Raw genomic sequence first — 26684 nt, forward strand, 5'->3', positions numbered from 1 at the left:
CCGGACAGGTCGTGACGTTTCCCCGGGAAAGTTTCACGGAGCTTATCCTGTGCGGCTGGCAATCCACACGCTGGCCGCGCTATGTAGAAGCCGATGGCGCGGGGTGCGTCCGAGGGTGAGGGTGCGGGATGCTGCGCGGGCTTGATATCCGTGACATGCTGATCATTGACCGGCTGGAATTGTCGTTTCAGCCAGGCTTGAACGTGCTGACCGGCGAGACCGGGGCAGGCAAGTCCATCCTTCTGGATTCGCTGGGATTCGTTCTTGGCTGGCGCGGCCGTGCCGAGCTGGTGCGTGAAGGCGCGGCACAGGGCGAGGTGATCGCGTGGTTCGACCTGCCGGAGGATCATCCCGCGCGGGACGTGCTGCGCGAGGCGGGCCTGCCGGTCAGCGACGAGTTGATCCTGCGCCGCGTGAACACGGCCGACGGGCGCAAGACGGCCTGGATCAATGACCGGCGCTGTTCTGGAGAGGTGCTGCGGCAGGTCTCGGCGAGTCTCGTCGAGTTGCATGGGCAGCATGACGACCGTGGGTTGTTGAACGCACGCGGGCACCGTCTGTTGCTGGACGAGTTCGCCGGCGCCGCCTCTGCAAGCGAAAATGTTCGCACGGCATGGAAGGCGCGGCAGGAAGCGGCGTCGACGCTGTCGGGCGCGCGCGCGCGGCTGGAGGCGCTGAACGCGGAAGAGGCCTTTCTGCGTCATGCCGTGGACGAGTTGGAGGCCCTGGCCCCCGAGCCAGGCGAAGAGGCCGGGCTCGATGCGAGCCGCCGGCTGATGCAGAATGCCGAGCGGGTTCGCGAGGATATTTCGCGCGCTTACGGCGCAGTTACGGGCGACGGTGCCGAAGGGATCGTTTCCGATGCCATGCGCTGGCTTGACGGGGCGGCGGGCGCAGTCGAAGGGCGGCTCGATGGAGCTTCCGAAGCGCTGTCGCGGGCATTGGATGCCCTGGGCGACGCGGAGCGCGAGATTTCCGATTGCCTTGAGAGCCTGAGTTTCGATCCACGCGAGTTGGAGCGGGTCGCCGAGCGGCTCTTTGCCATCCGCGACATGGCCCGCAAATACCAGGTTCAGCCGGATGAACTGCCAGAGAAGGCGGTGGAGTTGCGCGCGGCGCTGGATGCGCTCGAAGCGGGCAGCGAGGGCATCGCAGCGCTGGAAGCGGTGCTGGCCGAGGCGACCACTGCGCATCAGGCGGCCTGTGATGCCTTGAGCGAGCTGCGCCGCGCGGCCGCCAAGCGGCTCGACAAGGCAATGGCCGCCGAGCTCGCGCCGCTCAAGATGGAGCGGGCCATTTTCACTACCCGGGTCGAAACCGTCCTCCCGGGGGCTGAAGGGCAGGATGAGGTGAGTTTTACCGTCGCCACCAACCCCGGCGCGCCTTCCGGGCCGCTGGCGCGGATCGCCTCGGGCGGTGAGCTGTCGCGCTTCCTGTTGGCACTCAAGGTATGCCTGATGGGCGAGGCCACGGGCGTGACCATGATCTTCGACGAGATCGACAGGGGTGTTGGCGGCGCCACTGCCAACGCTGTCGGTCGGCGGCTGAAGGCGCTGGCCGATGGGGCGCAGGTGCTTGTCGTCACGCATTCGCCGCAGGTGGCCGCGCTTGGCGGGCATCACTGGCGGGTGGAAAAGCGCGTCAGCGGTGGCATGACCCTGTCCAACGTGACCCCGCTCGATTCCGACGCTCGGGTGGACGAGTTGGCGCGCATGCTGGCCGGCGACACCGTCACCGAGGAGGCCCGGGCGGCGGCCCGGGCGCTCTTGAGCAGCTAAAGCTGCGGCACGAGCTTGCCGGGGTTCAGGATGCCCTTGGGGTCCAGAACCTGCTTGATGTCGCCCATCAGCTCCCAGGCATCGCCATGTTCGGCCTGCATGTAGTCCAGCTTGCCCATGCCTACGCCATGCTCGCCCGTCACCGTTCCGCCCATCCGCAGCGCGCGTTCGACCATGCGGTGCGATAGCGCCTTGGCGGCTGCCAACTCGTCGGGGGCGTCGTCATGGATCAGCAGGATGGCATGGAAATTGCCGTCGCCCATATGGCCCAGGATCGGGCCGGGGATCGGGCTTTCGGCGATGTCGGCGCGGGTTTCCTCCACCGCCTCGGCGAGCCGCGAGATTGGTACGCAGAGATCCGTCACTACCGCGCGCGCGCCCTTGCGGCTGGCAAGGATCGCCCAATAGGCGGTGTGGCGCATCTCCCAGAGCGCGCTGCGATCCTCGGGTTTCGTGGACCAGCGGAAGCCTTCGCCGCCCATGTCATCGACCAGTTCGCCCAAGCGCTGCGATTCCTCCGCGACGGTCTGTGGCGAGCCATGGAACTCGATCAACAGGTGGGGCTTCTGGGCAAAACTTCCGGCGGAATAGGCGTTCACCGCCGCCGCTGTCGCCGCATCGACGAACTCGATCCGTGCAACTTTGATCCCTGACTGGATCGTAGCGATCACGCAATCGACCGCGGCGCCGATATCGTCAAAAGCGCAGATCGCGGCCGAGATCGCCTCCGGCTGGCCGTGCAGGCGCAGCGTCAGTTCGGTGATGATGCCGAGTGTGCCCTCCGAGCCGACGAAGAGCCGTGTCATGTCATAGCCAGAGGCCGATTTGCGCGCCCGCGTGCCGGTGCGGATCACCCGACCATCGGCTAGCACCACCTGAAGGCCCAGCACGTTGTCGGCCATTGTGCCGTAGCGCACTGTCGTCGTGCCGCTGGCCCGCGTCGCCGCCATGCCACCCAGCGACGCATTGGCGCCGGGGTCGACCGGGAAGAACAGACCGGTCGCCCGCAAGTCGCGGTTCAGCTCCTCCCGCGTCAGGCCGGGTTGCACCACGGCGTCCATATCTTCGGGGTGGATTTCGAGCAGGGCATTCATACGGCCGAAATCGAGGCTGAGCCCGCCCCGAACGGCCAACGCGTGCCCTTCGAGCGACGTTCCTGCGCCCCATGGAGTGACCGGGCAGCCGTGTTCGTTGCAAGTACGCATGATTTCCGAGACGTCTTCGGTTGTCTCGGGCCATGCGACCGCATCGGGCGGTGTTGGCAGGAAGTAGCTCTCCGATTGCCCATGTGCGGCCAGATCCGACTTGGACCGCGACAGCCGATCGCCTAGGAAAGTGGAAAGAACCTCAAGTGCCGTGGCGATGGTCATCCGCACCTCCCCTGCGCTAAACCGACTGGTACCCTAGGGCAGGCGGGCCCCCGGGGAAAGCCTTGCCTCGCCCGCGGAACGCGCATTTTGCCTGAACGCACGAGAGACCTGATCCGACGCCAATGGGAGGAAAGCCGCAGCGCCCTGCAGCGCGGCTGGCAGCTTCTGTTGCGGCGCGGGACGAGCCAGGTGCAGTTCTGGTTCATCGCACTGGCCGTTGGCATTGTCGCCGGTGCGGCCGCTGTCGGCTTTCGCGAGGGGATCGTCTGGCTGCAGGGCACGCTCTACGGGGCCGAGGATATCCGCAACATCCACAGTTTCGCGGCCAGCCTGCCGTGGTGGATGCTGCTTGCGCTGCCGATCTGCGGCGGGCTCGCCGTTGGGGTGATCCTTGGCCGCTTCACGCCGGATGGACGGGTGCGCTCGGTGGCCGACGTGATCGAGGGGGCGGCGCTGCATCGGGGCCGGGTGGAGATAAAGGCCGGGCTTGCCTCGGCCGCGGCCTCGCTGATCACGCTCTCTTCCGGCGGCTCCTCGGGGCGGGAGGGGCCGGTGGTGCACCTTGCCGGGGTGATCTCTACCTGGGTGTCGGATCGGATTGGCGCGAGTGGCATAACCGGGCGGGACCTGCTGGGCTGCGCCGTGGCCGCCGCCGTCTCGGCCAGCTTCAACGCGCCCATCGCCGGAGCGCTCTTTGCACTGGAAGTGGTGCTGCGCCATTTCGCCGTCCATGCCTTCGCGCCGATCGTGATTGCCTCCGTCGCGGGGACCGTGATCTCGCGCCTCGCCTTCGGCAATGTCACCGAGTTCACCCTGACGCCGAAGGGCTCGCTTTCCTTCTATGTCGAACTGCCCGCCTTCATGCTGCTGGGCCTGCTTTGCGGGATCGTGGCGGTGCTGCTGATGCGGGCGCTGTTCTTTGCCGATGATTTTGCCAGCCACTTGCAGCGGAAATGGCGGATTCCGCAAGTTCTGCGCCCGGCCGCGGCAGGCGCGATACTCGGTCTGCTGGCCATCGGGTTCCCGCATATCATCGGGGTGGGCTACGAGACGACGGCACGGGCGCTCAAGGCCGATCTGCTGTTTCACGAGGCGGTCGTCTTTGCCATTCTCAAGGTCTTTGCGGTCTCCGTCACGATGGGCGGACGGATGGGGGGCGGTGTTTTTTCGCCATCTCTCATGGTTGGCGCTTTGACGGGGCTTGCCTTTGGGCTGGTGGCGACGCAGGTGGTGCCGCAATATTCGGGCACGGGCGAGCTTTACGCGCTCGCCGGCATGGGCGCCGTTGCCGCCGCCGTTCTGGGGGCACCGATCTCTACCACCATGATCGTTTTCGAGCTGACGGGGGACTGGCAGACCGGGCTTGCGGTGATGGTCGCCGTCTCGCTGTCCACGGCCCTGGCCAGCCGGCTTGTCGATCGGTCTTTCTTCCTGACCCAACTGGAGCATCGCGGCGTGCATCTGGCGGCCGGGCCGCAGGCCTACCTTTTGTCGATCTATTCCGCCGCCGTCATCATGCGCTCGAAGGACTCGCCCCGAGCCGCGCCGGAAGACGCTTGCCGCAAGCTCGTCGATGCCGGCATTTCGATCACCCCCGATACGACGCTCGAAGTGTCCCTGCCGATGTTTGACGAGACCGGAGAGAGTTTCCTGCCGGTCGTGGCGCCTGCGGCAGATGGCGGACAGGCGGAATTGCTGGGGGCGCTGTTTCAGGTGGATGCTCTGAAAGCTTATAACCGGGCTTTGGCCGATACTGCGGCCGAGGAACATTCCTGAGATAATCTGCGTCGGCCGCTCGGGTTTCGGGAGCCGATTTGTCCGGGCGCGTGGTTGGCCATGGTCCGAGCCGGCTCGCGATGTGGGATAGGGCTTGCCCCCCCCCCCGCGCTCGTGCGAGCGCGCCTCCCAGGATATTTCTGGTCAGAAGAACGACTGAGCGTTGGAGGCAGCGTCGACAGGCTCACCCACGTTGCCGGCAACCGTCACTGGTACTCGAAATCGGGGTAGAATTCGCTGATGCAGGTGTCCTGGTAATTGCTGCCCGGATAGACGGCGAGAATTTCCAGCGTCACGCTGGAATAGGTCGCAAGGGCCGGCATCGGTAACGCCAGTTCGCCATGGTAGTCGGGCAGGTTCACATCATGGGTGGTGCCCCTGTCGGTGGTGATCCGAACCAGGCTCGGCCGGGAGTTTCTCCCATAGGTTTGCCCGGATTTTCCATAGCCGATCCGGATCAACAATTGCCGGAATGGGGCGCCGTTGTGAATGTAGATGACGATCCGCTGCCCAACGCCCTGTCCGGGACTGCCCTCGCACCATGCCGTCTGGCCAATGCCGTCAAAGAGGTTGTCCGGCCCGTAACTGGCGACATTGCTCGACGGCAGGACAGATGCCACGCAATAGGTCATACCGCCGACAAGCTCGGTTGCTCCGAAATTGGCGCAGACATCCCAGGCCGAGGCCGTTCCCGCCGACATCAGGAAGCTGGCCAACAGGCCGGCGAAACGGAACGGGGAGCGGCTGGTCGGCTTCGCGCCCTGCATGACGGCCCGCCCTGCGCATTCCAGATGTGGCCTCTCTCGCGGAAGCCGTTTTAGCTGCGGCACGAACACGCTCTTTCCTCTTTCTTTGCAATCGCTTCACGTTCGACTCAACAAGACGGTGTGGTCAATGATCTGGGTCAACGCTCGGCTTGCCTCCCGGATTGGGCAGCCATTGCAACACGTCAAAAAGTTTTCAAACCGCATAGTTGATTGGCGTTAAATTCGCCTTAAAGATTAAATTATGAACAAAACGGTAACTTCCCTTCTGTCCGGGGTGCTGTTCCTTTTCGCGCAGCCGAGCGAGGCTGACGCTCCGCCGCTGCCGGAAATCGTTCAGGTCTTTGCCTCCTGCGCAGGGCGCTTGACGGCACAGATGCAGCACCAATGGTTGCTGTCGGATCCGGCAGCGGATCGGACCGAGGCCTATCGTGCGGCGATGATCGATCTGCTGGACGCGGCCCTTCCGACAGGTTCGGGGCGGCAAGCGCTCAGGTTTCGGTCCGCCGCACGGCAGGCACACGCGGCCCTGCTGAGCCGTGCCACGTTCAACGAGAATGCAAGGGATGCGGCCTGGGCGCAGAGGCGGGTCTCTGCCGAAATCACGCAATGCGAGGCGCTGATGATCCGTTAGGATCGCTACCCGCCGACCAGAACTGTCGGAAAACCGACCACGATCGTTCCGCCATGCGCTGTCGAATCGCCCAAGCGAACTTGCGGGCGGCCCCCCACCAGCACGGTAACCGAGCCCATTGCAGTGACGTCAGGCGGACCGACACAGGTGCACATGTTGCCAACCGGCGCCGAAGGCATGCAGCCGATGAGAACGGTCGGAACGCAGGGCGGCAAGATCGGCCCGCCGACATGCGGCACCGGCCCGGGATTGATCATCGGACAGACATGCATGTCGCCAATGCGGGAGGCGGGTTTCATCGATCTTTCTCCGGTCGCGTGCGTCCAATGGTACTCGCGTGGCGGGCATCCGTCGAGTGGGCAGTGCGGAGGAAGCCGTTTGGAGCAGCATGGGCCTGCCTGCACCCATGCAATTCTCCCCTATTTTACTTGTACCTGAGGTATCCATTTCATACTGATGTGACATGACCGAGATCGAGTTGAAGTTCGTCCTGAACGAAGACAGCATCCGCCGCTTGAAAAACCGGTTGAAAGGGTTGGAACTGAACGAGAGCGCTGCGCGCACACGGACGCTTCGTAGCGTCTATTACGACACGCCCGAACACAGCCTGCGCAAGGCCGGCACGGCGCTGCGCATGCGCCGGGACGGACGCCGCTGGATTCAGACCGTGAAGGCGCGGGCATCGATCAATGGTGGCCTGTTGCGGGCGCAGGAGGTCGAGAACCCCGCGCCCGGCGGGCGGCTGGACCTGACGAAGATCCCTGTTCTCGCGGTGCGGGCCGAGGTGGAGGAGGCGATTGCCGGCGCGGAGTTGGCGCCTGTCTGCGAGACCCAGATGAAGCGGGTCACCAGTGTGCTGATGCTGGAAAATGGCGCCAGGATCGAACTGGCCATAGATTCCGGCGAGATCATCGCAGGCGAGCTGCGCGAGCCCTTCCACGAAGCCGAGTTGGAGCTTCTGGAGGGTGATGTGGATTCGCTCTACGACCTGACCCAGACGCTCTTTCCCGATGGTGGTTTGCATCTGTCGACCATGTCGAAATCGGAACGCGGCTACATGTTGGCCGCGACGGGCAGGGCGCAGACGGAGCCCCTGCCACGCAATGCCTGCACGGTGCCCCTCGGTGCCGAGATGACGTCCGAAATTGCGGCGCGCGACGTGCTGCGCGAGTGTTTCGAACAGATCTCGGCCAATATCGAGGTCGTCCTGTTCACTGACGCGCCCGAGGGCCCGCACCAGCTTCGCATTGGCCTGCGCCGGTTGCGCGCGGCCTTTGGCATGTTCAAGCCGGTTATCGGGCATCCGGAATTGATGCGCTTGAACGAAGAAGCGAAACTCGTCGGCGCACAGGTCGGCGCGCTGCGCGACCTGGATGTGGTGATCACCGATATCATCGACCCGGAGCACGAGGCGCACCCCCATGAGCAGGGCTTCAACGCGCTGCGCTCAGCCATCGAGGCCCGCCGCGAAGCCGTTCGCGAGGAACTGCGGGAGTACCTGCGTTCCGAGCGCGCGCAGAGCTTCCAGATTGACCTGGCGCGGTTCATCGAAACCCGACGCTGGCTGACGCCTGAGGATTTTGAGCAAACGGCGCGGCTGGCGCAGCCGATCCGGGCGCTGTCCTGCAAGGCGCTTGGCAAGCGGTGGAAATCCTGTGTGAAGCATGCTCGCGGCATCGATCATCTGACGATCGACGAGCGCCATGAGTTGAGAAAGGAACTGAAAAAGCTCCGCTACACGATTGAATTCCTTGGTCCGCTCTATTCGGCAAAGAAGGTCGCCCGCTTCGTTAAGACGATGAAGAAGATGCAGAACATCTTTGGCGATCTGAACGACCTTGCCATGGCCGAGGAGCTTCTGTGCCAGAATGACAGCCCCGGCGCGCGCAACGCCAACGCGCAGCGCGCGGTCGGATGGGTACTCGGCGCGCGCTCGGTGAAGGCCGAGGCGGCCTGGGCGCACGCCAGGGGCTTGTGGCGCGACGTGACCGTGACAGGACCTTTCTGGCGCTGAGCGGTCGGCGCAAGCTGCTGCCGTCCGCTTTTTCGGTGCCCGTTCTCCGCCCCACACGCCGACACTGGGCGGGTCAGGTGTTCAGGTGGCGATCGGCAGGATCAGATCCGTCGAACCCGGGCCGACCTGCCGTCCTCCTTGGAAAGGGTGAAAACGAGGCCCCCCCGGAGCCGCCCCTTGTCATTTGATCGAGCTTGTCCGATTACAGGTTCAAGGGAAGCCCCGGCGGTGCGGCAACGCCCCCGGGCAAGAGCAAGGGATCGGGCATCATGAGCCAGAGTGACAATCCAGCCGATCCGTTCAAGAAGGCCTTGAGCGAAGCGACCCGGGTGATCGCGGATGATCCGGATCTTGGCATTGTTTTCACGGTCGATCCGTCGGGCATGACGGCCGACCAGATGCGTCTGCCGCAGGTAAGCCGCCGGATGACCAAGGACGAGGTCCTGCTGGCCCGCGGTACCGCGGATGCACTGGCGCTGAAGCGGCGTTTCCATGATTCCGCGATCCACCAGCGCTACCTGCCATCGGGGCAGATGGCGCTCGATCTCTACGAGGCGATGGAGACCGCGCGATGCGAGGCCGTGGGGGCGCGGGCGATGCCGGGCACTGCCTCAAATATCGATGCCAAGATCGACTACGAGGCGAGCCGGAAGGGCTATCACCAGATCACCAAGGCAACCGAGGCGCCGCTGGCGGTTGCCGCGGGCTATATGATCCGGCAATTGGCCACCGGGCGCGAGCTGCCCGAGGGGGCGCAGAACGTACTCGACCTGTGGCGGGATTATCTCGAAGGCTCGGCCGCCGAGACGCTGCCGGACCTGGAGAACTGTCTCGAGGATCAGACCGCTTTCGCGCGCTTTGCCCGCCGGGTGATCGAGGATCTGGGCTATGGCGACCAGCTTGGCGACGATCCCGACGAGATGAACGACGAGGAGCAGCCCGAGCAGGCGCAGGACGAACCGGAAGAGGCCGAGAGCTCCGGCGACGAAGACCAGGACGCCCAGGAGGACGACAGCCAGCCCGAGCAAGATCAGGACGCGACCGACGATCCGACCGAGGCCGAGGTCTCGATGGACGACTCGGCGGATTCGGACATGGACGAGCAGACCGAGTTGCCAGAGGGCGAGGCGCCGCTGGAGCCGCCCCCGCCCGCGCCGGTCTCGGAGGCCGACCCGAATTACGATGTCTTCAGCACCGATTTCGACGAGATCATCGACGCGACGGATCTGGCCGAGCCGGTGGAGCTGGAACGGCTGCGGGCCTATCTCGACCAGCAACTGGAGCCACTCAAGGGCGCGGTCTCGCGACTGGCCAACAAGCTGCAGCGCCGCTTGCAGGCACAACAGAACCGAAGCTGGGAATTCGACCTGGAGGAAGGCATTCTCGATGCCGGGCGTCTGGCCCGTGTCATCGCGAACCCGACGACGCCGCTTTCCTTCAAGGTGGAGAAGGATACCGAGTTCCGCGACACGGTGGTGACGCTGCTGCTGGACAATTCCGGCTCCATGCGCGGCCGCCCGATCTCCATCGCCGCGATCTGCGCCGATGTGCTGGCGCGCACGCTGGAGCGTTGTGCGGTGAAGGTGGAGATCCTCGGCTTTACCACTCGCGCCTGGAAGGGCGGGCAGAGCCGCGAACGCTGGCTCAAGGAAGGACGTTCGCAATTGCCCGGCCGCCTCAACGACCTGCGCCACATCATCTACAAGTCGGCCGACGCGCCCTGGCGGCGCTCCCGCGATAATCTGGGCCTGATGATGAAAGAGGGTCTGCTGAAGGAGAATATCGACGGCGAGGCGCTGGAATGGGCACATAAGCGGATGGTCGTGCGCCCAGAGGCGCGCAAGATCCTGATGGTGATCTCGGATGGTGCGCCGGTGGACGACTCCACGCTTTCGGTGAACCCGGCCAACTATCTGGAGAAGCACCTGCGCGACGTGATCGCGATGATCGAGCGTCGGCGGCAGGTGGAGTTGATGGCGATCGGTATCGGCCATGACGTGACCCGCTATTACGACCGCGCGGTGACAATCACCGATGTGGAGCAGCTTGCCGGGGCGATGACCGAACAGCTTGCATCGCTCTTTGACACCGACAAGCGGGCGCGGGCGCGGTTTTCCGGGTTGAAGCGGGCGTCCTGAGCGGGGAACGATCCAGCGGATCGTGCCACCGGCGGGTGGATTTTTCCAAGAAGAAGGGGCGGTGGTTCGCCTCGGCGGCTGGAGGGCAGCGCATGTATCAGAGCTTCGAGGTATCGACGCGGCCGGAAGACGGACCACCGAGGCTGGCGGCTTTACGGGCGCAAATTGAGGCCACCGATCTCGACGGGTTCCTCGTGCCGCGGGCCGATGCACATCAGGGCGAGTATGTTGCCCCGCATGATGAGCGGTTGGCATGGCTGACCGGTTTCACCGGTTCGGCGGGATTCTGCGCGGTACTGAAGGATATTGCCGGGGTTTTTGTCGATGGTCGCTACCGGGTTCAGGTACGCTCGCAGGTCGCGCTGGAGCATTTTACGCCGGTGGCCTGGCCACAAGTGACGCTTGCGAAATGGTTGCTGGAGCATTTGCCCGAGGGCGGGCGTATCGGGTTCGATCCATGGCTGCATTCGGTCGAGGAAATCGAGAAATTGCAGGTGGCCGGAGCGGATAGGGGGATCGAACTGATCGCCTGTGACAACCCAGTCGATGCGATCTGGGAGGATCAGCCGGTGCCGCCGGCTGGCAGGATCCTTGTGCATCCTCTGGATCTGGCCGGAACGCCACATGCTGAGAAGCGGCGGGAACTTGGCGCCGCACTGGCGGAGGCGGGCGTCCAATCGGCCGTTCTGACCCTGCCTGACAGTATTGCCTGGTTGCTCAATATCCGTGGGAGCGACATCGTACGGAACCCGGTTCCGCATGCTTTTGCCATTCTGCACCAATCAGGCGTCGTGGAGTTGTACTGCGCCGCCGCGAAGGTGACCGAAGCCGTTCGGGAACATCTCGGCCCGGAGGTTCATTGCCACGGAGCGGACGAATTCGAGGCGGCCCTGCAAGCGCTCCTTGGGACGGTCCAGATCGACCCGGCAAGTGCGCCGGTCCGGGTAGCGGATTCGCTGAAGGAGGCCGAGATTGTCCCGGCTCCGGACCCATGCACCCTTCCCAAGGCGCGCAAGAACGCCGCGGAGCTGTCTGGCATGGCGGCCGCGCATTTGCGCGACGGCGCTGCGATGTGCCGGTTCCTGTGCTGGCTCGAACAGGAGGCGCCCAAAGGGACGCTGACCGAGATCGACGTTGTCCGCCGCCTTGAGCAGGAACGGCGCAAGGATCCGCTGCTGCGCGATATCAGCTTCGAGACGATTTGCGGCTCTGGGCCACACGGGGCCATCGTGCATTATCGTGTGAGCGAGCAGAGCAACCGAGCGATCACCCCGGGAGAGGTCCTGCTGGTGGACTCGGGCGGGCAATATGCCGATGGGACGACAGACATCACCCGCACCGTCGCCACGGGGCCAGTGGGAGAGTTGGAGCGCACCTGCTTCACGCGGGTCCTGCAAGGGATGATCGCCATTTCGATGCAACGCTGGCCTGAGGGGCTGGCCGGGCGCGACCTGGATGCGCTGGCCCGCGCGCCGCTTTGGCGGGCAGGGCTGGATTACGACCACGGCACCGGACATGGCGTCGGCGCCTATCTGTCGGTCCACGAGGGGCCGCAACGGCTCTCGCGCGTCTCGGATGTCGCCTTGCAGGACGGCATGATCCTGTCGAACGAGCCGGGGTACTACCGCGAAGGCGCATTTGGCATCCGTATCGAGAACCTCCTCCATGTCCTGCCCGCGCCACCGCTGCCCGATGCCGATGATCGTGCCATGCTGGCCTTCGGAACGTTGACCTGGGTGCCCATCGACCGCCGGATGATCGCGGTCGACATGCTCGGCGCAGGGGAACGCGCCTGGCTGGATGCCTATCACGCCGGGTGCCGCCAGCGGATCGGTCCGCTGCTGGATGGTGACGCCGCGAACTGGCTGGACGCGGTGACCTCTCCCCTGTAGTGTCGCACGCTAACATTAGGCATTCATGCGAATGTCAAAATGCCCTCCCATAGATGGATGGCAGGAATTCGAAGGAACCGACATGGTAGACCATATCAAGATCCGCAAGGCCGATGGAACATGGGTTGTCCGTGCCGGCGGAGCCGTTCTGGCCGAAAGCCGCAATGCGCTGGAGTTGACCGATGGCGAACAGGCGCCGGTGATCTATTTCCCGCGAGAGGATATCGCGATGGCCTTCCTCGATGCGTCCGAGCAGAGCGGCCATTGCCCCCATATGGGTGATGCGCACTACTTCTCCATCCAGACCAAGAACCAGACGCTAAGCAACGCCGCCTGGTCCTACCAAAGCCCCATCGAGGGAATGGAGCCGCTCAAGGATCTCATCGCCTTTCACACCAGCAATCCGGACGTGGCGGTAGAGCGCGTTTGATAGCGACTGCGCCACGAGGCGCTGTGGATCCGGTGTTCGGAACCGGCCGCGTTTTCGACGCGCGTTCTTGGACAGCGTGAAAGATCCTTCCCGACCTTTCTCCGACGGGAAATGATGGCGTATCCGAGACTGCCTTGTCGCGCTGATCGACGACTGCAATTGGCATGCAAAACATCTTCGTTCCGGAAATATCCCGGGGGGGCTCAAGGGGCGCGGGGGGATATCGCCCCCGACCGCCGCGCGTATCTGGACGGACCCAGCCTTTGGGGACGCCAGAATTACCCAAGCGAGACCCGCCACGGCTTGCGCCGGGCGGGTTCGGAAGCATCAGGCCTGTAAGGCGGCGATGTCAGACCAGCGCGGTGCTGACGGCACTCTCGGGAAGTTCCTCGTCAAAGCAGCGCTGGTAGAACTCGGCCACAGTCTGCCGCTCCAGCTCGTCGCATTTGTTGAGGAAGGTCAGCCGGAAGGCATAGCCCACGGAGCGGAAGATCAGCGCGTTCTGGGCCCAGTTGATCACCGTGCGCGGGCTCATGACGGTGGACAACTCGCCATTCATGAAGGCCGTGCGCGAAAGATCCGCCACCGTCACCATCTGGCTGACCGTCTTGCGGCCCTTGTCCGTGTTGTAAGTCGGCGCTTTCGACAGGACGATCTGCGTTTCCGCGTCGTGGCTGAGATAGTTCAGCGTGGCGACGAGCGACCAGCGGTCCATCTGCGCCTGGTTGATCTGCTGGGTGCCGTGATAGAGACCGGTCGTGTCGCCCAGGCCAACCGTATTCGCGGTTGCAAACAGGCGGAAGCTCGGATGCGGCGTGATGATCTCGTTCTGGTCGAGCAGCGTCAGCTTGCCGTCATGCTCCAGCACTCGCTGAATGACGAACATCACGTCGGCTCGGCCGGCATCGTATTCGTCAAAGACGATGGCGACGGGGTTGCGCAGCGCCCAGGGCAGGATTCCCTCGTGGAACTCGGTTACCTGCTTGCCGTCGCGCAGCTTGATCGCGTCCTTGCCGATCAGGTCGATCCGCGAGATGTGGCTGTCGAGGTTCACCCGCGCGGTCTGCCAGTTGAGGCGCGCAGCGACCTGTTCGATATGGGTCGATTTGCCGGTGCCGTGATAGCCTTGGATCATGACGCGGCGGTTATGGCTGAAACCGGCGAGGATCGCGAGCGTCGTGTCCGGGTCGAACTTGTAGGTCGCATCGACCTCCGGCACCCGGTCGCCGCGCTCTGCAAAACCCTTCACCACCATATTTGTGTCAATGCCAAAGACATCGCGGACGGAAATCTCCTCGGTGGGGCGTGTACTCGGGTCGATTGCGGTGGCTGCCATGATCCAGATCCTCGAAATAAAGGGTCGCCGCCGCGAACGACGACGCAGTCGGGGATGCACCATTCCGTGCGGGCGTGCAAGGGGGGGCGGCCCGGAAGGGCGGCGGGCCTGCAAGGGGGCGGAGCTTTGAGGGGCTGTACTGCTCTTGGGGGCTATGAATTGGTCCGCATCCCCGGCAAATTGGCGCACAGAGGATGCGTGAGGAGCCAACAGGATGACCGATAGTTCAAGCGAAGTCAGGGCCGCCACGCCGCGCCGAGTGGTGGCGCTGATGATGGCCCCGACCAGTGCGATGTTCCTGTTCTTCCTGCTGCGGGAGGATGTGCAGAATTTCACCGAGCTGGAATGGGCCGACCTTCCCTGGATGACGGTGCTTCTCTACCTGCTGTCCATGGGGCTCGGTGGTGCGCTGGCGGGCTGGCTGCTGGCCGGGCTGTTTGGGCGCGGAGGGGTACTCGGCTGGGCGCTTGCGGGAGTAGGCGGCGTCGTGACGACCTTGCTGGCCTGCCTCGTGGGGGCTGGCTTCGGGAGACTGCCGGAACTGGTCGCCGACGGTTTCCAGCTGGCAGACCTGATCTCGGTTCTGGCGGGGCTTCTAATTCCGGTCTTTGCGATGGCCGGACAGCCACTCGTGGCCGTGGTCTGGTGCGGGCTGATCGTGCTGACCCATATTCGCGCAGGGCGCGCTCGCAGCTAGTTGGGCGGGCGGCCCATTCGCACGCCGGCGCGCCAGAGATGGTGTGGCGGCGAAATCCTTATTTGAAGTTCCGGCTTTCCTTGATCTGGTCCCAAGCCCAGACGACCTCCTGCAGGCGGTCCTCGTCCGAGCGGTCGCCGCCATTCATGTCGGGGTGCAGAATCTTGATCAGGCTCTTGTAGGCCTTGCGCACTTCGGCCTTGGTCCAGTGATCCTTGGCCTCGAGGATTTCCAGCGCCTTGCGCTCGGTCGGCGGCAGGCGCCGCCCGCCACCGGAGCCCTTGCCGGGGTTGCGGGTGGCATTCTCGCCCAGCACCTGGTGGGCGTCGTCAATGCCGAGCCGGGCCCAGGCGCGTTCCTCCGCGGTTTGGCGGAAAGGCTTGGTCTCGCGTTCCCAGACCCGGTCCTTGTCGACCTGGGCCTGCATGTCCTCCTCGCTCGTGCCGTCGAAGAAATTCCACTTCAGGTTGTACTCGCGGACGTGATCCTTGCAGAACCAGAAAAAGTCGTCGAGCGAGTCGGGCGATTTGGGCGCGCGGTACTTGCCCGATTCTTCGCATCCCGGATGATCGCAAACCCGTTGCGAGGTTTCGATTGCACCGGACATGCCTCTCTTGCCGCGCGAGCGCTTTTTCTTGTCGCTTTTTACGCGGATATCGAAACCGAAGGGATCGGACTTTGCCATGGAACGGTATCCTTTCTCGAAACTGCTGCGCTCGATTCTGAGTTCTTTCCGACTCGGACGCAGGAGTTTAATCTGTCGGACGGGGATTAGAACAGGGGGTCAGGCAAAAAATGAGCGTTGCCGCAGAAATCGAGCAGAAACTTACCGAGGCCTTCTCGCCGAGCGAGATCGAGGTGATCGACGAAAGCGAGAAACATCGCGGCCATGCCGGTTACCGCGAGGAAGGGGAAAGCCACTTCCACGTGCGGCTACGCACGCCCGCTTTTGCTGATATGAGCCGCATTGCGCGGCACAGGGCTGTGCATTCCGCGCTTGGGGCCGAGCTTGTAGGCCGGATCCACGCGCTTTCCCTGGATCTGGCGCCCTGACAGTGGGCGTTCGGAAATCAGTCTGACTTTTGCCCGCGGCCCGTGGCCGGGCCGAGCTTGGGCGCGCCCGAGGTCGATTCGCGGTAAGCGGTCAGGGCGGCGGCGGCTGCAGCGGCTGCCGCCTGATCCGTTGCGGCCGCGCCGCGCTCGGGGACGATCGACGGGACGGCTTTCTCGGAGGCCCTGGACGGGGCCGCCTCGGCAGCCGTTTCGGCCGCTGGAGTGGCCTCGGGCGCCGGGAGTGCCTTGGGTTGCGGGGCCTCGGAGGCAGCGACCACGCGGCGGAAGACCAGCATGTTCTGATAGGTAGTGGTCGAGCCGGTCAGCCCGGAGCGCTCCTCGCAGGGCAGCGTATCGGCGCGCAGATATTCCCAGCCCTCGGCGCCGAGTTCGTTCATGACGCTCTGCAACGCGTTGGCAAACCGCTCTCGCGGGCCCTTCACGCCCTTGCCTTTGAGCCCTTTTTCCGGTGCAGGCACCACCTTGTATTCGTATACCGCCATTGTCTTCCCAATCTGCACCGCTTGCGACGCGGCCCCTTATAGGCAAGTGGCTGGGGCCTGCAAACTCTGTCCTTTGCTGCCTGCGCAGCCCGGTTTAGCCGAGTTTCCTGGCCACGATCTCGTTCACGGCCTTCGGATTGGCCTTGCCACCCGTGGCCTTCATCACCTGGCCGACGAACCAGCCGGCGAGCTTCGGGTTCACCCTGGCTTTCTCGACCTGAGCCGGGTTGGCCTCGATGATCTCGTCCACGACCTTCTCGATGGCGCCGGTATCGGTCACCTGCTTCATACCGCGGCTCTCCACGATCTCGGCCGGCTCGCCGCCTTCGGTGTATACGATCTCGAACAGGTCCTTGGCGATCTTGCCGGAAATGTCGCCCTTGGAGATCAGATCAATGATGCCGCCGAGTTGGGCCGCGGAGACCGGGCTTTCGGCAATATCGGCATCGTCTTTCTTCAACCGGCCGAAAAGCTCGTTGATCACCCAGTTGGCGGCGAGCTTGCCGTCGCGCCCAGTGGCGACCTCCTCGAAATAGGACGCCGCTTCGGCCTCGGCGGTCAGCACCGAGGCGTCATATTCGGTCATACCGAAATCGGTCACGAAGCGGGCCTTCTTCTCATCGGGCAGTTCGGGCAGCGTTTCGGCGATGCCGTCGACCCAGTCCTGTTCGATCTCTAGCGGCAGCAGGTCGGGGCAGGGGAAGTAGCGGTAATCATGCGCCTCTTCCTTGCTCCGCATCGAGCGGGTCTCGTTCTTGTCCGGATCGTAGAGGCGGGTTTCCTGATCGATGGATCCGCCATCTTCTAGGATCGCGATCTGGCGACGCGCCTCGTAGTCGATGGCGGCCTGGATGAAGCGCATGGAGTTCATGTTCTTGATCTCGCAGCGTGTGCCGAGATGCGAGAAGTCCTGCGTTTCCTGGTACTTCTCGTACTGGCCCGGACGGCAGACGGAGACGTTCACATCGGCCCGCAGGTTGCCGTTCTGCATGTTGCCATCGCAGGTGCCGAGATAGCGCAGGATCTGGCGCAGCTTGACGACATAGGCCGCCGCTTCTTCCGGTCCGCGGATGTCGGGGCGCGAGACGATCTCCATCAGCGCCACGCCGGTGCGGTTGAGATCGACGAAGGACATGTGCGGATCCATGTCGTGAATCGACTTGCCTGCATCCTGCTCGATATGGATGCGCTCGATGCGCACCTTGCGGGCAATGCCGGGACCCATATCAACGAGCACTTCGCCCTCGCCCACGATCGGGTGGTAGAGCTGCGAGATCTGGTAGCCCTGCGGCAGGTCCGGGTAGAAATAGTTCTTGCGGTCGAAGGCGGAGAACAGGTTGATTTCGGCCTTGAGGCCAAGCCCGGTGCGTACCGCCTGCTCGACGCAGAACTCGTTGATCACCGGCAGCATGCCCGGCATGCCGGCATCGATGAAGGCAACGTTGGAGTTCGGCTCGGCACCAAAGGTGGTCGAGGCGCCCGAAAACAGCTTGGCCCGGGAGGCGACCTGGGCATGGACTTCCATGCCGATCACCAGTTCCCAGTCTTCCTTGGCACCGGAAATGACCTTTGGTTTCGGGGCTTCATAGGTGAGGTCGAGCATTGCGCAGGTCCCTTTGGCTGATCGCAGCGGTCTTAGAACAGCGCGGGGTAAGGGGCAAGTCGTCTGGCGCGATCCATCGCCATTCCCGCGCGCCTGAAGCCGACGATGCCGCCTGGGCGGGCGTTTCGAAGCAGGGAGGATTGGCCGGCCGGTCCCGGGTTTGCGGGAAATCGCCGATGTATTTTCGTCACCTTTGCCGCAGAACGCGAATTCGGGTATGAGAAGCTGCCTTGCGGTTTGAGGCGGTTAACGAGAGTTACAGATGTCCAATCTGATTGCGCGCATTGCCAAGGCTTCTGTCCTGGTTGGGGCGCTGACCCTTGCGGCTTGTGCCGATGTTCAACAGGCGCTTGGGCCCGATGGCGAGCCAACGGCGAGGGCTTCGACCAAGACGCCCGAGCTTGACTACGCGATGCGTTGGGATCACCAGCCGAATTCGGATGCGTGGACGGCGACTGCGGTGTCAGCGCTGCGCACGCATGGGGCGGTTCTGCCCCACATGGTTCCACGCGATATCGAGAAATGGTGCCCCGGCTATGTCAATGGCAGCCAGGAGGAGCGGGAAGCGTTCTGGGTCGGGCTGATCTCGGCACTGGCCAAGCATGAAAGCACCTGGAATCCAAAGGCCGTTGGCGGTGGCGGGGCCTGGTTCGGTCTTGTTCAGATCTCGCCGCAAACGGCGCGCGGTTACAATTGCGCGGCACGCAGCGGTGAGGCGCTCAAGAACGGGGCGAGCAATGTCAGCTGTGCCATCCGGATCATGTCTTCGACGGTGTCGCGCGATGGCGTGGTGAGCGAAGGGATGCGCGGCGTGGCGGCCGATTGGGGGCCGTTCCATTCCGCCAAGAAACGCTCGGACATGATCGCGTGGACGCGGTCGCAGCCTTTCTGCCAGGGAAAGGCCGAGGCCAAGGGGCCTGCGGCTCTCCTGAAGGGTATGACAAAGGGCTGAGTTTTTCTCCATTGCCCAGAGCAGTGCGCAAGCGGCCGGAAAATTTCCGGCCGTTTTGTTGTTTGCGAGTTGTATATTCGACGGCATTCCTCACGGGCATTAATTTGCTTGAAAGTGGTTTTGCATTCCGGCAAATATCCGGTCATGGATGACATTGACCGAAAAATTTGCGGCCTTTTGCAGGGAAACGCCCGTGCTTCCAGCGCGGAACTGGCCGAAGCGGTTGGCCTGTCGGTTTCCTCTGCACATGAGCGGGTGCGCCGGTTGGTGTCGCAAGGCGTGGTGATCGGGTGGCAGGCGCGTCTGGAGCCGGATGCGGTCGGGGCGGGGCTTTGCGCGCTTGTGTTCATCGATATGGATTACGAGGGTGAGCCGGAAGCCTGCGCTGCGCTTGTCGCGCGACCGGAGGTGATGGAACTGCACCATGTGAGTGGTGCGCACTCCTACTTGATGAAGATTCGGGTGCGGGACAGCCGGTCGCTGCAAGCCTTTCTGCAGGAGGTGTTGAAACCATTGCCAGCCGTGCGCCGGACGGAAACCCTGCTGTCGCTGGAAGCCCTGAAGGAGACGACGGCCATGCCGATCGCCGGTCTGGACATTGGCGGGGACGATGCTTGAGGTTCTGCTCAAGGGAATCGGGATCGGTTTCGCCATTGCCGCCCCGGTCGGTCCGATCGGGCTGCTTTGTATCCGGCGGACGCTCATCGATGGGCGCGCGGCGGGGCTGGCGACCGGACTCGGGGCCGCAACCGCGGATGGAAGCTATGGGCTGATGGTGGCAGCGGGCTTCGCGGCGACGGGCGTGCTGGTCTCCTATGCCGCGCCGCTGGCCGTAGCGGGTGGGGTGTTGGTGGCTCTTCTCGGAGCCATGTCGCTAAAGAGGTTCTTCGTCACGCCAGATATGCCGGAAACTCAACCGGCCAGTGGCGTACGCCCCTATCGGGGGGTGGCGACTGCGTGGACGACAACATTCTTCCTTACGCTTTCCAACCCGATGACAATCCTGGCCTTTATCGGCATGGTGGCCGCGCTTGGCTCGGCAGCCTCGGGCAATCCGGCCGCGCCCTATTGGCTGGTCATCGGGGTCTTCGCTGGATCGGCGCTCTGGTGGCTGCTGCTGGTACAACTTGCGCTCTTCGTCGGAAATCGGATGAAGCCTGCCGCCCTGCGCTGGCTGGATTTCGTTTCAGGAACAGTGCTTCTCGTCTGGGGGGGCTGGATCGCGGGCGGGACCATGATCGGATAGCGACGGGCCGGACAGTTCTCGCCAAGTCCGGCGTTTTTCGGACAGAGTAACCATCCGAGAGCAGCGTTCCAAAGACGCGGGTGCGCGAGGCGCCCCGTCAACAACGGCTACCTGCTCGGAGGGGATCAAGAATGGTCGCATCCGACGGATCCGAGACCGCGTCATTTGGGTGCGGTTCTCGAAATATCGGTGCCGACACGCGCGGCTTGTGAGCGATCCACTCGGTCGGCCGGTTGCCGTCCCGAGACGTCAGGCCGACTGCGTCGAGCGGACCCAGCGAGGGCGGCGGGTCATTTCGGCCAGCGAGACAGTCGGCGCGTGCCGGCCGCCGAGCTTGAGGGTTGCTGCCTTGAGTTCCTCGATGGCCTCGTTGGAGTTCGTCGAGAGTGACTTGGCTGGGATCGGACGCCCGAAGGTCAGCCGGAAGGGCTGGCTGTCCTTGTTCAGCGTCTCGTGGAAGAGCGTAATGTCGCGCAGGCTCGGGTGGATCATGTCGAACAGGTAGAAGAGCGCCGAGTTGCGCGCGCGCATGTTCACCGGGATCACGTCCAGATCCCATTTGCGGGCGATCATCGCCGCCGAGGCCATCCACTCGCGCTCATGCAGTTTGAGCCAGCGGCGCTTTGCCAGCCGGCCGGAGGGGAAGATCACGCCGATTCGGCCTTGTTCGATCGCCTTGCGGGTATAGGCCATGGTTTCGCGCGTCTTGGCGTGGCTACGTTTCTCCAGCCGCCATTCGACCGGGCAGATCATGGTGCTCATCTGCGGCATGAACCGCAGGATGTCGGAATTGGCGTAGATGAAGGGATCCTGACGGCGCCGGGTGATCGCGTCCCACAGGATGATTCCGTCGCCGATTCCCGTCGGGTGGTTGGCAACGATCAACGCCGGCCCATCGACCGGCACGTTCTCAAGACCACTGACCTGAACGTCCTTCGCGATCAGATCGGCCATGCGGCGCATGATGACGTCATTCGGCTCGTCGCGGAGTTCGGAACTCAGCTCGATGGTCCGGTCATATCCGAGCATCTTGTTCAACAGGCGATGGGCATTTCGGCTGACGAAATTGTCCTTGAAGAGCCAGGCAGCCCTTTCTTCGATCATGGGATCAATTCTATCTCGCATGCCTTACCTCAGCAAATCTGTGGGATAACGGAAAATACATTCAATAGACGGTACGTTCCGCACCCAGCCATTGCGCATTCCCACAACGCTACGACCGCAATTTAGCACCTTGATGACGACCCGTCACCCGGAACGGATGCCTTGCAGCCGAAGAACGCCCTTTTTTCGGTCATTTTGCAGATGGGCAGGGGCGGGGGGCGCTGCGCCTTGCGCTTTTTCAAGCGCTCCCCGTGGGATTCCTGCGTAAATGCGATACGCGATTCTCCGCTTGATGCGCGGTAAACAACCGTTTTTACTCGATATGATCGCCTCTTCCGGGCGTCAGGCCCCGAGGATGCGACCAACCATTTCCGAGCTGTCACGACTCAGTTCCCGCGTGGCTGCCAGCCGTTCCAGGTTCTCTCGGATGAGCCCCTGACGGTCCGCATCATAGCGCTTCCAGGTCTCGAACGCGGTCAGCATGCGCGCCGTGGTCTGCGGGTTGACCGGGTCCAGGCGGATCAGCCAGTCGGTCAGCAGCGCGTAGCTCGCGCCCGACGGGTCGTGGAAGCCGGCCGCGTTCATGGCCAGCCCGCCCATGACCGAGCGGAAACGGTTGGGGTTCTTCCAGTCGAAATCCTTGTCCTCGGTCAGATGGCGGACCACGTCGGCGGCCTTGGCCGGAGCGGCAAGGCTGGATTGGAGGCCGAACCATTTGTCCATGACCAGCCGGTCCTTCTGCCATTGGCGGCGGAAGGCGGCGAGCGCAGCCTCGGCCTTGCCGATGTCGAGCAGGCAGGCCAAAGCGCCAAGCTGCTCGGTCATGTTGTCGGCGGTTTCATACTGGGACTGGGCGCGGGCGCCGCCGTCCAACAGGCTCAGGAAGCCAAGTGCGGACTGGCGCAGGGCGCGTTGGCCGGCATCGCTTGCATCGGGGCGGTAGGGGCCGTGCACGGCCATGTCGTCATAGAGATCGGACAGGGTGGAGCCGAGCCGTTGGGCGATTGCCTCGCGCAGCTGCTGGACCGCGTCGTGGATTGCGAGCGGGTCTGGGGTCCGCCCCGACTGAAAGAGCGTCTGGGCGAGGTCGTCCTGCCCGGGCAGTCCGAGGGCGAGAGCGCGGAAGGCCGGGTCCAACGTCTCGTCGCGGGCCACGTTCTCCAGCGCCGAGAGCAGCGCCGGGTCGGGGGCGGCGCCTTCGGTGATCATTCGGACCAGCACGTCCTTGGCCAGCGTCCGGCCCGCTTCCCACTTGTTGAAGGGGTCGGTGTCATGGGCGAGCAGGAAGGCACGTTCGCCGGCGCTCTGCTCGCGCTGCAGCACCACGGGGGCGGAAAAACCGCGCAGGATCGAGGCGACAGGTTTCGCGGAGAGCCCGTCAAAAGTAAAACTCTGTTCGGGTTCTGTCAGTTCCAGAACCCGCGTCGGCACCACCTCGTCGCCATTGGGCGAAAGCAGCCCGACGGCGACCGGGATCACGAGCGGTTCCTTGTAGGGCTGACCTGGCGTGGGGGGCGTCGTTTGCGACAGAGTGAGTGTGTAGGTGCCGTTCTCGAAGCTCTCCTGCACGGCGATGCGCGGTGTGCCGGCCTGGCTGTACCAGCGCTTGAATTGCGACAGGTCGCGGCCGGTGGCGTCCTCGAAGACCTTCAGCCAATCCTCGATCGTGGCGGCGTCGCCGTCGTGGCGGGTGAAATAGAGATCCAGCGCCTTGGAATACCCCTCGTCGCCGACAAGGCGCTTGAGCATGCCGATCACCTCGGCGCCTTTTTCATAGACGGTCGCGGTATAGAAATTGTTGATCTCGACGAAGCTCTCGGGGCGCACCGGGTGGGCAAGCGGGCCGTTATCCTCACGGAACTGGCGGGCGCGCAGGGCCAGAACATCGTTGATGCGCTGCACCGCGTGGGAGCGCTCGTCGCCGGAGAATTGCTGGTCGCGGAAGACGGTCAGCCCCTCCTTCAGACAGAGCTGGAACCAGTCGCGGCAGGTAATGCGGTTGCCGGTCCAGTTGTGGAAATACTCATGCGCGATAATGCTCTCGATGCGCTCGAAATTGGCGTCCGTTGCCGTCTCGGGCGATGCCAGCACGGCGGAGGAGTTGAAGATGTTCAACCCCTTGTTCTCCATCGCTCCCATGTTGAAATCGTCCACGGCGACGATGTTGAACACGTCGAGATCGTATTCCCGGCCATAGACCTCCTCGTCCCATTTCATCGAACGCTTGAGCGCGTCCATGCCAAAGGCGCATTTCTTGAGATCGGGTTTACGAACCCAGATATTCAGCTCGACATCGCGGCCGGAGCGGGTGGTGAAGCGATCCGGGTGGTTGACCAGATCGCCCGCCACCAACGCGAAGAGATAGGCGGGCTTGGGCCAGGGGTCCGACCATTCGGCCCAGCCATCGCCCTTGGCCACCGGGTTGCCATTGGACAGCAGCACCGGAAGCGCGCCTTCGATGCGCACATCGAAGGGGGCCATCACGTCGGGGCGGTCAGGGTAGTAGGTGATCTTGCGAAAGCCTTCGGCCTCGCACTGGGTGCAATACATGCCGTTCGACATGTAAAGACCTTCCAGGGCAGTGTTCGTCTGCGGGCTGATCTCGACCTCGGCTTCCCAGGTGAACGGGCCATCGGGGACTTCGCAGGTGATACCGCCTTCGGTTGCGACCGGGGTCACGTCCTTGCCGTCGATCCGGGCGTGGATCAGCTTGAGCTGCTCGCCATGCAGGAAGAAGGCGCCGCCCTTGCTGTCTGGATTTGGCGCGAAGGAGATTCTGGAAATCACCCGCGTCGCCTCTGGCGCCAGCTGGAAGGTCAGCTGGACCTGCTCCACGACATGGGTGAAAGGCGTGTAGTCGGCGAGATGGATCGTTCTGGGATCGTCGAGAGACATCGGGAAATCTCCTAAATGTTTGCGCGCACCCTATGAGGGACGGCGGGCGCCCGCAACGCCCCTTCACGGCGACATTTTGAGGGCGTCGGGCAACAGACGCGCGACATCTGGGAGGAGCGGTGCGCGCGTGAAGCAGTGCCGAAATCCACCTGCGCAGCTTCTTTTTGTCCCCAATGTTTGGTTTCGAGGTTTTCTGGCTTTGCGCTATAATGGCAACCGAGAGGATGGTCAGGAACGGCTCCTGCGCCGCCGAGAGGGAAGGGATTGATATGAGACGTTTATCGAGCGCTGTCGCCGTGGGTGGCTTTCTTACAATGTCCAGCCTTGCCGCGGCCCAGGACATGGCCCCGGTGGAGGCGGCCGGCTATGGCGGGACGGCCGATAGTGGCTGGACCTATCAGTTGCAGCTTTACATCTGGGGCACGGAAGTGGGCGGTGTCGCCAATGGCAACGATTTCGATATCGGGTTCGACACCCTTGTTGAGAACCTGAACTTTGCCCTGATGGGCGGGTTGAAGGCCTATAACGGCAACTGGATGAGCTATGGCGAGTTGGGATATGCCGCTCTCGGCTACAAGGACGACGCGACCATCAACACCTCCATCGGTGTCGATATCGACGTCGATCTCGACACCGAGGTAAAGTCGACGGTGGTGTCCTTTGGTGGTGGCTACCGGGTGATCAACGAGCCAAACTACACGATGTATGTGACGGGCGGCGCCCGTTACCTCAGGCTGGACTCCACAATCCAGCTGAAGGTTGCGAACCAGAAACTGTCGCTCGAAAGCGACGATGACTACTGGGATGCCGTGGTCGGCCTGCAGGGCGAGGCGCGCTTCAACGAGAACTGGTTCATGCCCTGGGTTCTGGATGTCGGCGCCGGCCAGTCGGACCTGACATGGCAGGCCGGGCTCGGGGTCGGCTACCGGTTCGGGCGCAACGATATCGTTTTCGGCTATCGCCACATGGAGTGGGAACTTCCGGATGACGACATGGTCACCAACTACTACCAAAGCGGCCCGATGCTGCTCTGGAATTTCCGCTTCTGAACCATCGAAACCGAAATGCAGGAAGGGCCGTCGGTCTCCGGCGGCCCTTTTCCTGTCGTAGCGGGCGCGGCTTCCGTCTAAGACGGTCCAATGGATAACGAGACATTTGAAATCTACCTCGTGGCGACGCCGGGGCTGGAAACCGTGCTCTGCGAGGAGGCGCGGGAATGCGGCTTTGCCGGGGCGGCGGTCACCGATGGCGGCGTGGCCTTTACCGGCGGCTGGCCGGATGTCTGGCGGGCGAACCTGGTCTTGCGGGGCGCGACGCGGGTGCTGGCCCGGATCGGATCGTTCCGCGCCTTCCACCTCGCGCAGCTCGACAAGCGTTCGCGGAAATTCGACTGGGCGCAGGTGATACGGCGCGGGCAGGCGGTCAAGGTCGAGGTGACGACGAAGAAATCCAAGATCTACCACGCAGGCGCCGCCGCGCAGAGGATCGAGCGGGCGCTGGTCGAGGAGGCGGGGGCCGAGGTCTCGGCCGAGGCGCCGCTGCGCCTGCTGGTGCGGATCGACGACAACCTCGTGACGGTCTCGGTCGATAGCACGGGCCCATCGCTGCACAAGCGCGGGCACAAGGAATTCGTCGGCAAGGCGCCGATGCGCGAGACGATGGCGGCGATGTTCCTGCGCCAATGCGGGTATCATGGCTCCGAGCCGGTGCTGGACCCGATGTGCGGCTCCGGCACCTTCGTGATCGAGGCCGCCGAGATCGCCGCCGGGCTGGCCCCGGGCCGCACGCGACGTTTTTCCTTCGAGGAACTGCCGGGCTTCGATCCCGCCGCGTGGGAGGGGCTGCGCGCGGGCGTGCAGCCGGTGGTGCCCGAGGCGCGCTTCTATGGCTCGGACCGGGATGACGGCGCCATTCGCGGTGCTCAGGCCAATGCGGAGCGGGCAGGGGTGACCGATTGGTGCAGCTTCACGCGCGGTGCGGTGGCGGACTTGCAACGCCCCGACGGACCGCCGGGGCTGGTGATGATCAACCCGCCCTATGGCGCGCGGATTGGCAACAAGAAGCCGCTCTTTGCGCTGCATAACGCGCTCGGACAGGTGCTGAAGGAGCGTTTCCACGGCTGGCGCGTGGGGATCATCACCTCGGATGGCGGGTTGGCCAAGGCGACCGGGCTGCCCTTCCTGCCCACGGGCGCGCCGGTGGCGCATGGCGGGCTGAAGGTGCAGCTCTACCGGACTGAGGCGCTCTGACGGCAGCTGTTTAGGGCACCTCGCTGCGCACCCATTGGTTCGGGCGTCCAGCCCGGAGTGAGAGGGGACCGTGGCCGCAGTGCGGCCGCGTAAGCCCCTCGAACGCCCGACCCTCCCCCCGGGGAGGGCGCATTGGCGATGTGGTGTTGTGTTGAGATGTCGCCCGGGGCTTTGGGATAAATCGCGTTAAACCGGCGTTGCAAAGCGCACACCCGGGGTCGGGCGCTCCCTTTGCGCATTGTACCGGTGT

At 63.9% G+C, this 26684-nt stretch carries 23 protein-coding genes; 14 read left to right on the top strand and 9 right to left on the bottom strand.

The window, feature by feature from the left end; all coding sequences use genetic code 11:
• Window positions 1–128: 128 nt before the first annotated feature.
• The gene (gene recN / locus AX756_RS09005; RefSeq protein ID WP_068310239.1) at window positions 129–1778 is read left to right on the top strand and encodes a DNA repair protein RecN; all 1650 of its coding nucleotides are present in this window, start codon (window positions 129–131) and stop codon (window positions 1776–1778) included.
• On the opposite strand, the gene AX756_RS09010 is transcribed toward recN, so the two are convergent.
• Window positions 1775–3148, bottom strand: coding sequence for an FAD-binding oxidoreductase (locus AX756_RS09010; RefSeq protein WP_068310241.1), 1374 nt, complete (start codon window positions 3146–3148; stop codon window positions 1775–1777). The two genes, recN and AX756_RS09010, sit on opposite strands and share 4 nt — an antisense overlap.
• Window positions 3149–3235: 87 nt before the next feature.
• On the opposite strand from AX756_RS09010, the gene AX756_RS09015 reads away from it, so the two are divergent.
• Window positions 3236–4924 carry a chloride channel protein gene (locus AX756_RS09015; RefSeq protein ID WP_068310243.1) on the top strand — a complete coding sequence of 563 codons (1689 nt, stop codon included), beginning with the start codon at window positions 3236–3238 and terminating at the stop codon, window positions 4922–4924.
• A 206-nt stretch (window positions 4925–5130) separates the two neighbouring features.
• On the opposite strand, the gene AX756_RS09020 is transcribed toward AX756_RS09015, so the two are convergent.
• On the bottom strand, window positions 5131–5691 hold the full coding sequence (locus AX756_RS09020; protein WP_068310245.1) for an NADase-type glycan-binding domain-containing protein: 561 nt from the start codon (window positions 5689–5691) through the stop codon (window positions 5131–5133).
• Window positions 5692–5932: 241 nt separating this feature from the next.
• Between AX756_RS09020 and AX756_RS09025 the strand changes: the two genes are divergently transcribed.
• A complete protein-coding gene (locus AX756_RS09025; RefSeq protein WP_068310247.1) occupies window positions 5933–6322 on the top strand; it encodes a hypothetical protein in 390 nt (129 codons plus the stop codon).
• Between the two features lie 5 nt (window positions 6323–6327).
• On the opposite strand, the gene AX756_RS09030 is transcribed toward AX756_RS09025, so the two are convergent.
• A complete protein-coding gene (locus AX756_RS09030) occupies window positions 6328–6621 on the bottom strand; it encodes a PAAR domain-containing protein (RefSeq protein ID WP_068310249.1) in 294 nt (97 codons plus the stop codon).
• A 164-nt stretch (window positions 6622–6785) separates the two neighbouring features.
• Here AX756_RS09030 and AX756_RS09035 point away from each other — a divergent pair, with 164 nt between their 5' ends.
• The 4 genes from AX756_RS09035 to AX756_RS09050 all read left to right on the top strand — a co-directional run bounded on the left by AX756_RS09035 (window position 6786) and on the right by AX756_RS09050 (window position 12796).
• Entirely contained in the window at window positions 6786–8336 is a 1551-nt protein-coding gene (locus tag AX756_RS09035) for a CYTH and CHAD domain-containing protein (RefSeq protein WP_068310251.1), read from the top strand.
• A 269-nt stretch (window positions 8337–8605) separates the two neighbouring features.
• Window positions 8606–10474 (top strand): cobaltochelatase subunit CobT, encoded by a 1869-nt coding sequence (cobT, locus tag AX756_RS09040; protein ID WP_068310602.1) that lies wholly within the window; start codon window positions 8606–8608, stop codon window positions 10472–10474.
• A gap of 92 nt (window positions 10475–10566) precedes the next feature.
• Window positions 10567–12366: an aminopeptidase P family protein gene (locus tag AX756_RS09045; protein WP_068310253.1), complete on the top strand. Its 1800-nt coding sequence runs from the start codon at window positions 10567–10569 to the stop codon at window positions 12364–12366.
• Between the two features lie 82 nt (window positions 12367–12448).
• Complete coding sequence (locus tag AX756_RS09050) at window positions 12449–12796, top strand: DUF427 domain-containing protein (protein WP_068310255.1); 348 nt, start codon at window positions 12449–12451, stop codon at window positions 12794–12796.
• A 349-nt stretch (window positions 12797–13145) separates the two neighbouring features.
• Here AX756_RS09050 and cobS read toward each other — a convergent pair whose 3' ends face one another.
• Window positions 13146–14132, bottom strand: a complete 987-nt coding sequence (cobS, locus tag AX756_RS09055; protein WP_068310257.1) for a cobaltochelatase subunit CobS — start codon at window positions 14130–14132, stop codon at window positions 13146–13148.
• A gap of 214 nt (window positions 14133–14346) precedes the next feature.
• On the opposite strand from cobS, the gene AX756_RS09060 reads away from it, so the two are divergent.
• Entirely contained in the window at window positions 14347–14829 is a 483-nt protein-coding gene (locus tag AX756_RS09060; RefSeq protein ID WP_068310259.1) for a hypothetical protein, read from the top strand.
• 58 nt (window positions 14830–14887) lie between these two features.
• On the opposite strand, the gene AX756_RS09065 is transcribed toward AX756_RS09060, so the two are convergent.
• On the bottom strand, window positions 14888–15514 hold the full coding sequence (locus AX756_RS09065) for a DnaJ domain-containing protein (protein WP_068310261.1): 627 nt from the start codon (window positions 15512–15514) through the stop codon (window positions 14888–14890).
• 110 nt (window positions 15515–15624) lie between these two features.
• Between AX756_RS09065 and AX756_RS09070 the strand changes: the two genes are divergently transcribed.
• The gene (locus AX756_RS09070; RefSeq protein ID WP_068310263.1) at window positions 15625–15882 is read left to right on the top strand and encodes a BolA family protein; all 258 of its coding nucleotides are present in this window, start codon (window positions 15625–15627) and stop codon (window positions 15880–15882) included.
• Window positions 15883–15899: 17 nt separating this feature from the next.
• On the opposite strand, the gene AX756_RS09075 is transcribed toward AX756_RS09070, so the two are convergent.
• On the bottom strand, window positions 15900–16385 hold the full coding sequence (locus AX756_RS09075) for a DUF4177 domain-containing protein (RefSeq protein WP_082739026.1): 486 nt from the start codon (window positions 16383–16385) through the stop codon (window positions 15900–15902).
• A gap of 94 nt (window positions 16386–16479) precedes the next feature.
• On the bottom strand, window positions 16480–17988 hold the full coding sequence (gene gatB / locus AX756_RS09080) for an Asp-tRNA(Asn)/Glu-tRNA(Gln) amidotransferase subunit GatB (protein WP_068310264.1): 1509 nt from the start codon (window positions 17986–17988) through the stop codon (window positions 16480–16482).
• A gap of 262 nt (window positions 17989–18250) precedes the next feature.
• Here gatB and AX756_RS09085 point away from each other — a divergent pair, with 262 nt between their 5' ends.
• From AX756_RS09085 to AX756_RS09095, 3 genes are all read left to right on the top strand, one after another.
• The gene (locus AX756_RS09085; RefSeq protein WP_068310266.1) at window positions 18251–18940 is read left to right on the top strand and encodes a transglycosylase SLT domain-containing protein; all 690 of its coding nucleotides are present in this window, start codon (window positions 18251–18253) and stop codon (window positions 18938–18940) included.
• A 144-nt stretch (window positions 18941–19084) separates the two neighbouring features.
• Entirely contained in the window at window positions 19085–19558 is a 474-nt protein-coding gene (locus AX756_RS09090) for an Lrp/AsnC family transcriptional regulator (RefSeq protein ID WP_156461434.1), read from the top strand.
• On the top strand, window positions 19551–20186 hold the full coding sequence (locus AX756_RS09095; RefSeq protein WP_068310270.1) for a LysE/ArgO family amino acid transporter: 636 nt from the start codon (window positions 19551–19553) through the stop codon (window positions 20184–20186). Before AX756_RS09090 ends, AX756_RS09095 begins: the two co-directional genes overlap by 8 nt.
• A gap of 249 nt (window positions 20187–20435) precedes the next feature.
• Here the strand turns inward: AX756_RS09095 and AX756_RS09100 are convergent, their stop codons facing one another.
• Together AX756_RS09100 and pepN are read right to left on the bottom strand one after the other, a co-directional pair.
• A complete protein-coding gene (locus AX756_RS09100; protein WP_231701018.1) occupies window positions 20436–21290 on the bottom strand; it encodes a 1-acyl-sn-glycerol-3-phosphate acyltransferase in 855 nt (284 codons plus the stop codon).
• A gap of 342 nt (window positions 21291–21632) precedes the next feature.
• The gene (gene pepN, locus AX756_RS09105) at window positions 21633–24185 is read right to left on the bottom strand and encodes an aminopeptidase N (protein WP_068310273.1); all 2553 of its coding nucleotides are present in this window, start codon (window positions 24183–24185) and stop codon (window positions 21633–21635) included.
• A 269-nt stretch (window positions 24186–24454) separates the two neighbouring features.
• On the opposite strand from pepN, the gene AX756_RS09110 reads away from it, so the two are divergent.
• Together AX756_RS09110 and AX756_RS09115 are read left to right on the top strand one after the other, a co-directional pair.
• On the top strand, window positions 24455–25234 hold the full coding sequence (locus AX756_RS09110) for a hypothetical protein (protein WP_156461435.1): 780 nt from the start codon (window positions 24455–24457) through the stop codon (window positions 25232–25234).
• A 90-nt stretch (window positions 25235–25324) separates the two neighbouring features.
• Window positions 25325–26434 carry a THUMP domain-containing class I SAM-dependent RNA methyltransferase gene (locus AX756_RS09115; RefSeq protein WP_068310277.1) on the top strand — a complete coding sequence of 370 codons (1110 nt, stop codon included), beginning with the start codon at window positions 25325–25327 and terminating at the stop codon, window positions 26432–26434.
• The last annotated feature ends 250 nt before the right edge of the window (window positions 26435–26684 follow it).

It is taken from the genome of Aliiruegeria sabulilitoris (assembly GCF_001558155.1).
GTDB lineage: Bacteria > Pseudomonadota > Alphaproteobacteria > Rhodobacterales > Rhodobacteraceae > Tropicimonas > Tropicimonas sabulilitoris.

Excerpts from the sequence above, each read along its gene's own strand:
- recN (WP_068310239.1), top strand. The coding sequence starts at position 129 with ATGCTGCGCGGGCTTGATATCCGTGACATGCTGATCATTGACCGGCTG.
- AX756_RS09010 (WP_068310241.1), bottom strand. The coding sequence starts at position 3,148 with ATGACCATCGCCACGGCACTTGAGGTTCTTTCCACTTTCCTAGGCGAT.
- AX756_RS09020 (WP_068310245.1), bottom strand. The coding sequence starts at position 5,691 with ATGCAGGGCGCGAAGCCGACCAGCCGCTCCCCGTTCCGTTTCGCCGGC.
- AX756_RS09025 (WP_068310247.1), top strand. The coding sequence starts at position 5,933 with ATGAACAAAACGGTAACTTCCCTTCTGTCCGGGGTGCTGTTCCTTTTC.
- AX756_RS09030 (WP_068310249.1), bottom strand. The coding sequence starts at position 6,621 with ATGAAACCCGCCTCCCGCATTGGCGACATGCATGTCTGTCCGATGATC.
- AX756_RS09035 (WP_068310251.1), top strand. The coding sequence starts at position 6,786 with ATGACCGAGATCGAGTTGAAGTTCGTCCTGAACGAAGACAGCATCCGC.
- cobT (WP_068310602.1), top strand. The coding sequence starts at position 8,606 with ATGAGCCAGAGTGACAATCCAGCCGATCCGTTCAAGAAGGCCTTGAGC.
- AX756_RS09045 (WP_068310253.1), top strand. The coding sequence starts at position 10,567 with ATGTATCAGAGCTTCGAGGTATCGACGCGGCCGGAAGACGGACCACCG.
- AX756_RS09050 (WP_068310255.1), top strand. The coding sequence starts at position 12,449 with ATGGTAGACCATATCAAGATCCGCAAGGCCGATGGAACATGGGTTGTC.
- cobS (WP_068310257.1), bottom strand. The coding sequence starts at position 14,132 with ATGGCAGCCACCGCAATCGACCCGAGTACACGCCCCACCGAGGAGATT.
- AX756_RS09060 (WP_068310259.1), top strand. The coding sequence starts at position 14,347 with ATGACCGATAGTTCAAGCGAAGTCAGGGCCGCCACGCCGCGCCGAGTG.
- AX756_RS09065 (WP_068310261.1), bottom strand. The coding sequence starts at position 15,514 with ATGGCAAAGTCCGATCCCTTCGGTTTCGATATCCGCGTAAAAAGCGAC.
- AX756_RS09070 (WP_068310263.1), top strand. The coding sequence starts at position 15,625 with ATGAGCGTTGCCGCAGAAATCGAGCAGAAACTTACCGAGGCCTTCTCG.
- AX756_RS09075 (WP_082739026.1), bottom strand. The coding sequence starts at position 16,385 with ATGGCGGTATACGAATACAAGGTGGTGCCTGCACCGGAAAAAGGGCTC.
- gatB (WP_068310264.1), bottom strand. The coding sequence starts at position 17,988 with ATGCTCGACCTCACCTATGAAGCCCCGAAACCAAAGGTCATTTCCGGT.
- AX756_RS09085 (WP_068310266.1), top strand. The coding sequence starts at position 18,251 with ATGTCCAATCTGATTGCGCGCATTGCCAAGGCTTCTGTCCTGGTTGGG.
- AX756_RS09090 (WP_156461434.1), top strand. The coding sequence starts at position 19,085 with ATGGATGACATTGACCGAAAAATTTGCGGCCTTTTGCAGGGAAACGCC.
- AX756_RS09095 (WP_068310270.1), top strand. The coding sequence starts at position 19,551 with ATGCTTGAGGTTCTGCTCAAGGGAATCGGGATCGGTTTCGCCATTGCC.
- AX756_RS09100 (WP_231701018.1), bottom strand. The coding sequence starts at position 21,290 with ATGATCGAAGAAAGGGCTGCCTGGCTCTTCAAGGACAATTTCGTCAGC.
- pepN (WP_068310273.1), bottom strand. The coding sequence starts at position 24,185 with ATGTCTCTCGACGATCCCAGAACGATCCATCTCGCCGACTACACGCCT.
- AX756_RS09110 (WP_156461435.1), top strand. The coding sequence starts at position 24,455 with ATGAGACGTTTATCGAGCGCTGTCGCCGTGGGTGGCTTTCTTACAATG.
- AX756_RS09115 (WP_068310277.1), top strand. The coding sequence starts at position 25,325 with ATGGATAACGAGACATTTGAAATCTACCTCGTGGCGACGCCGGGGCTG.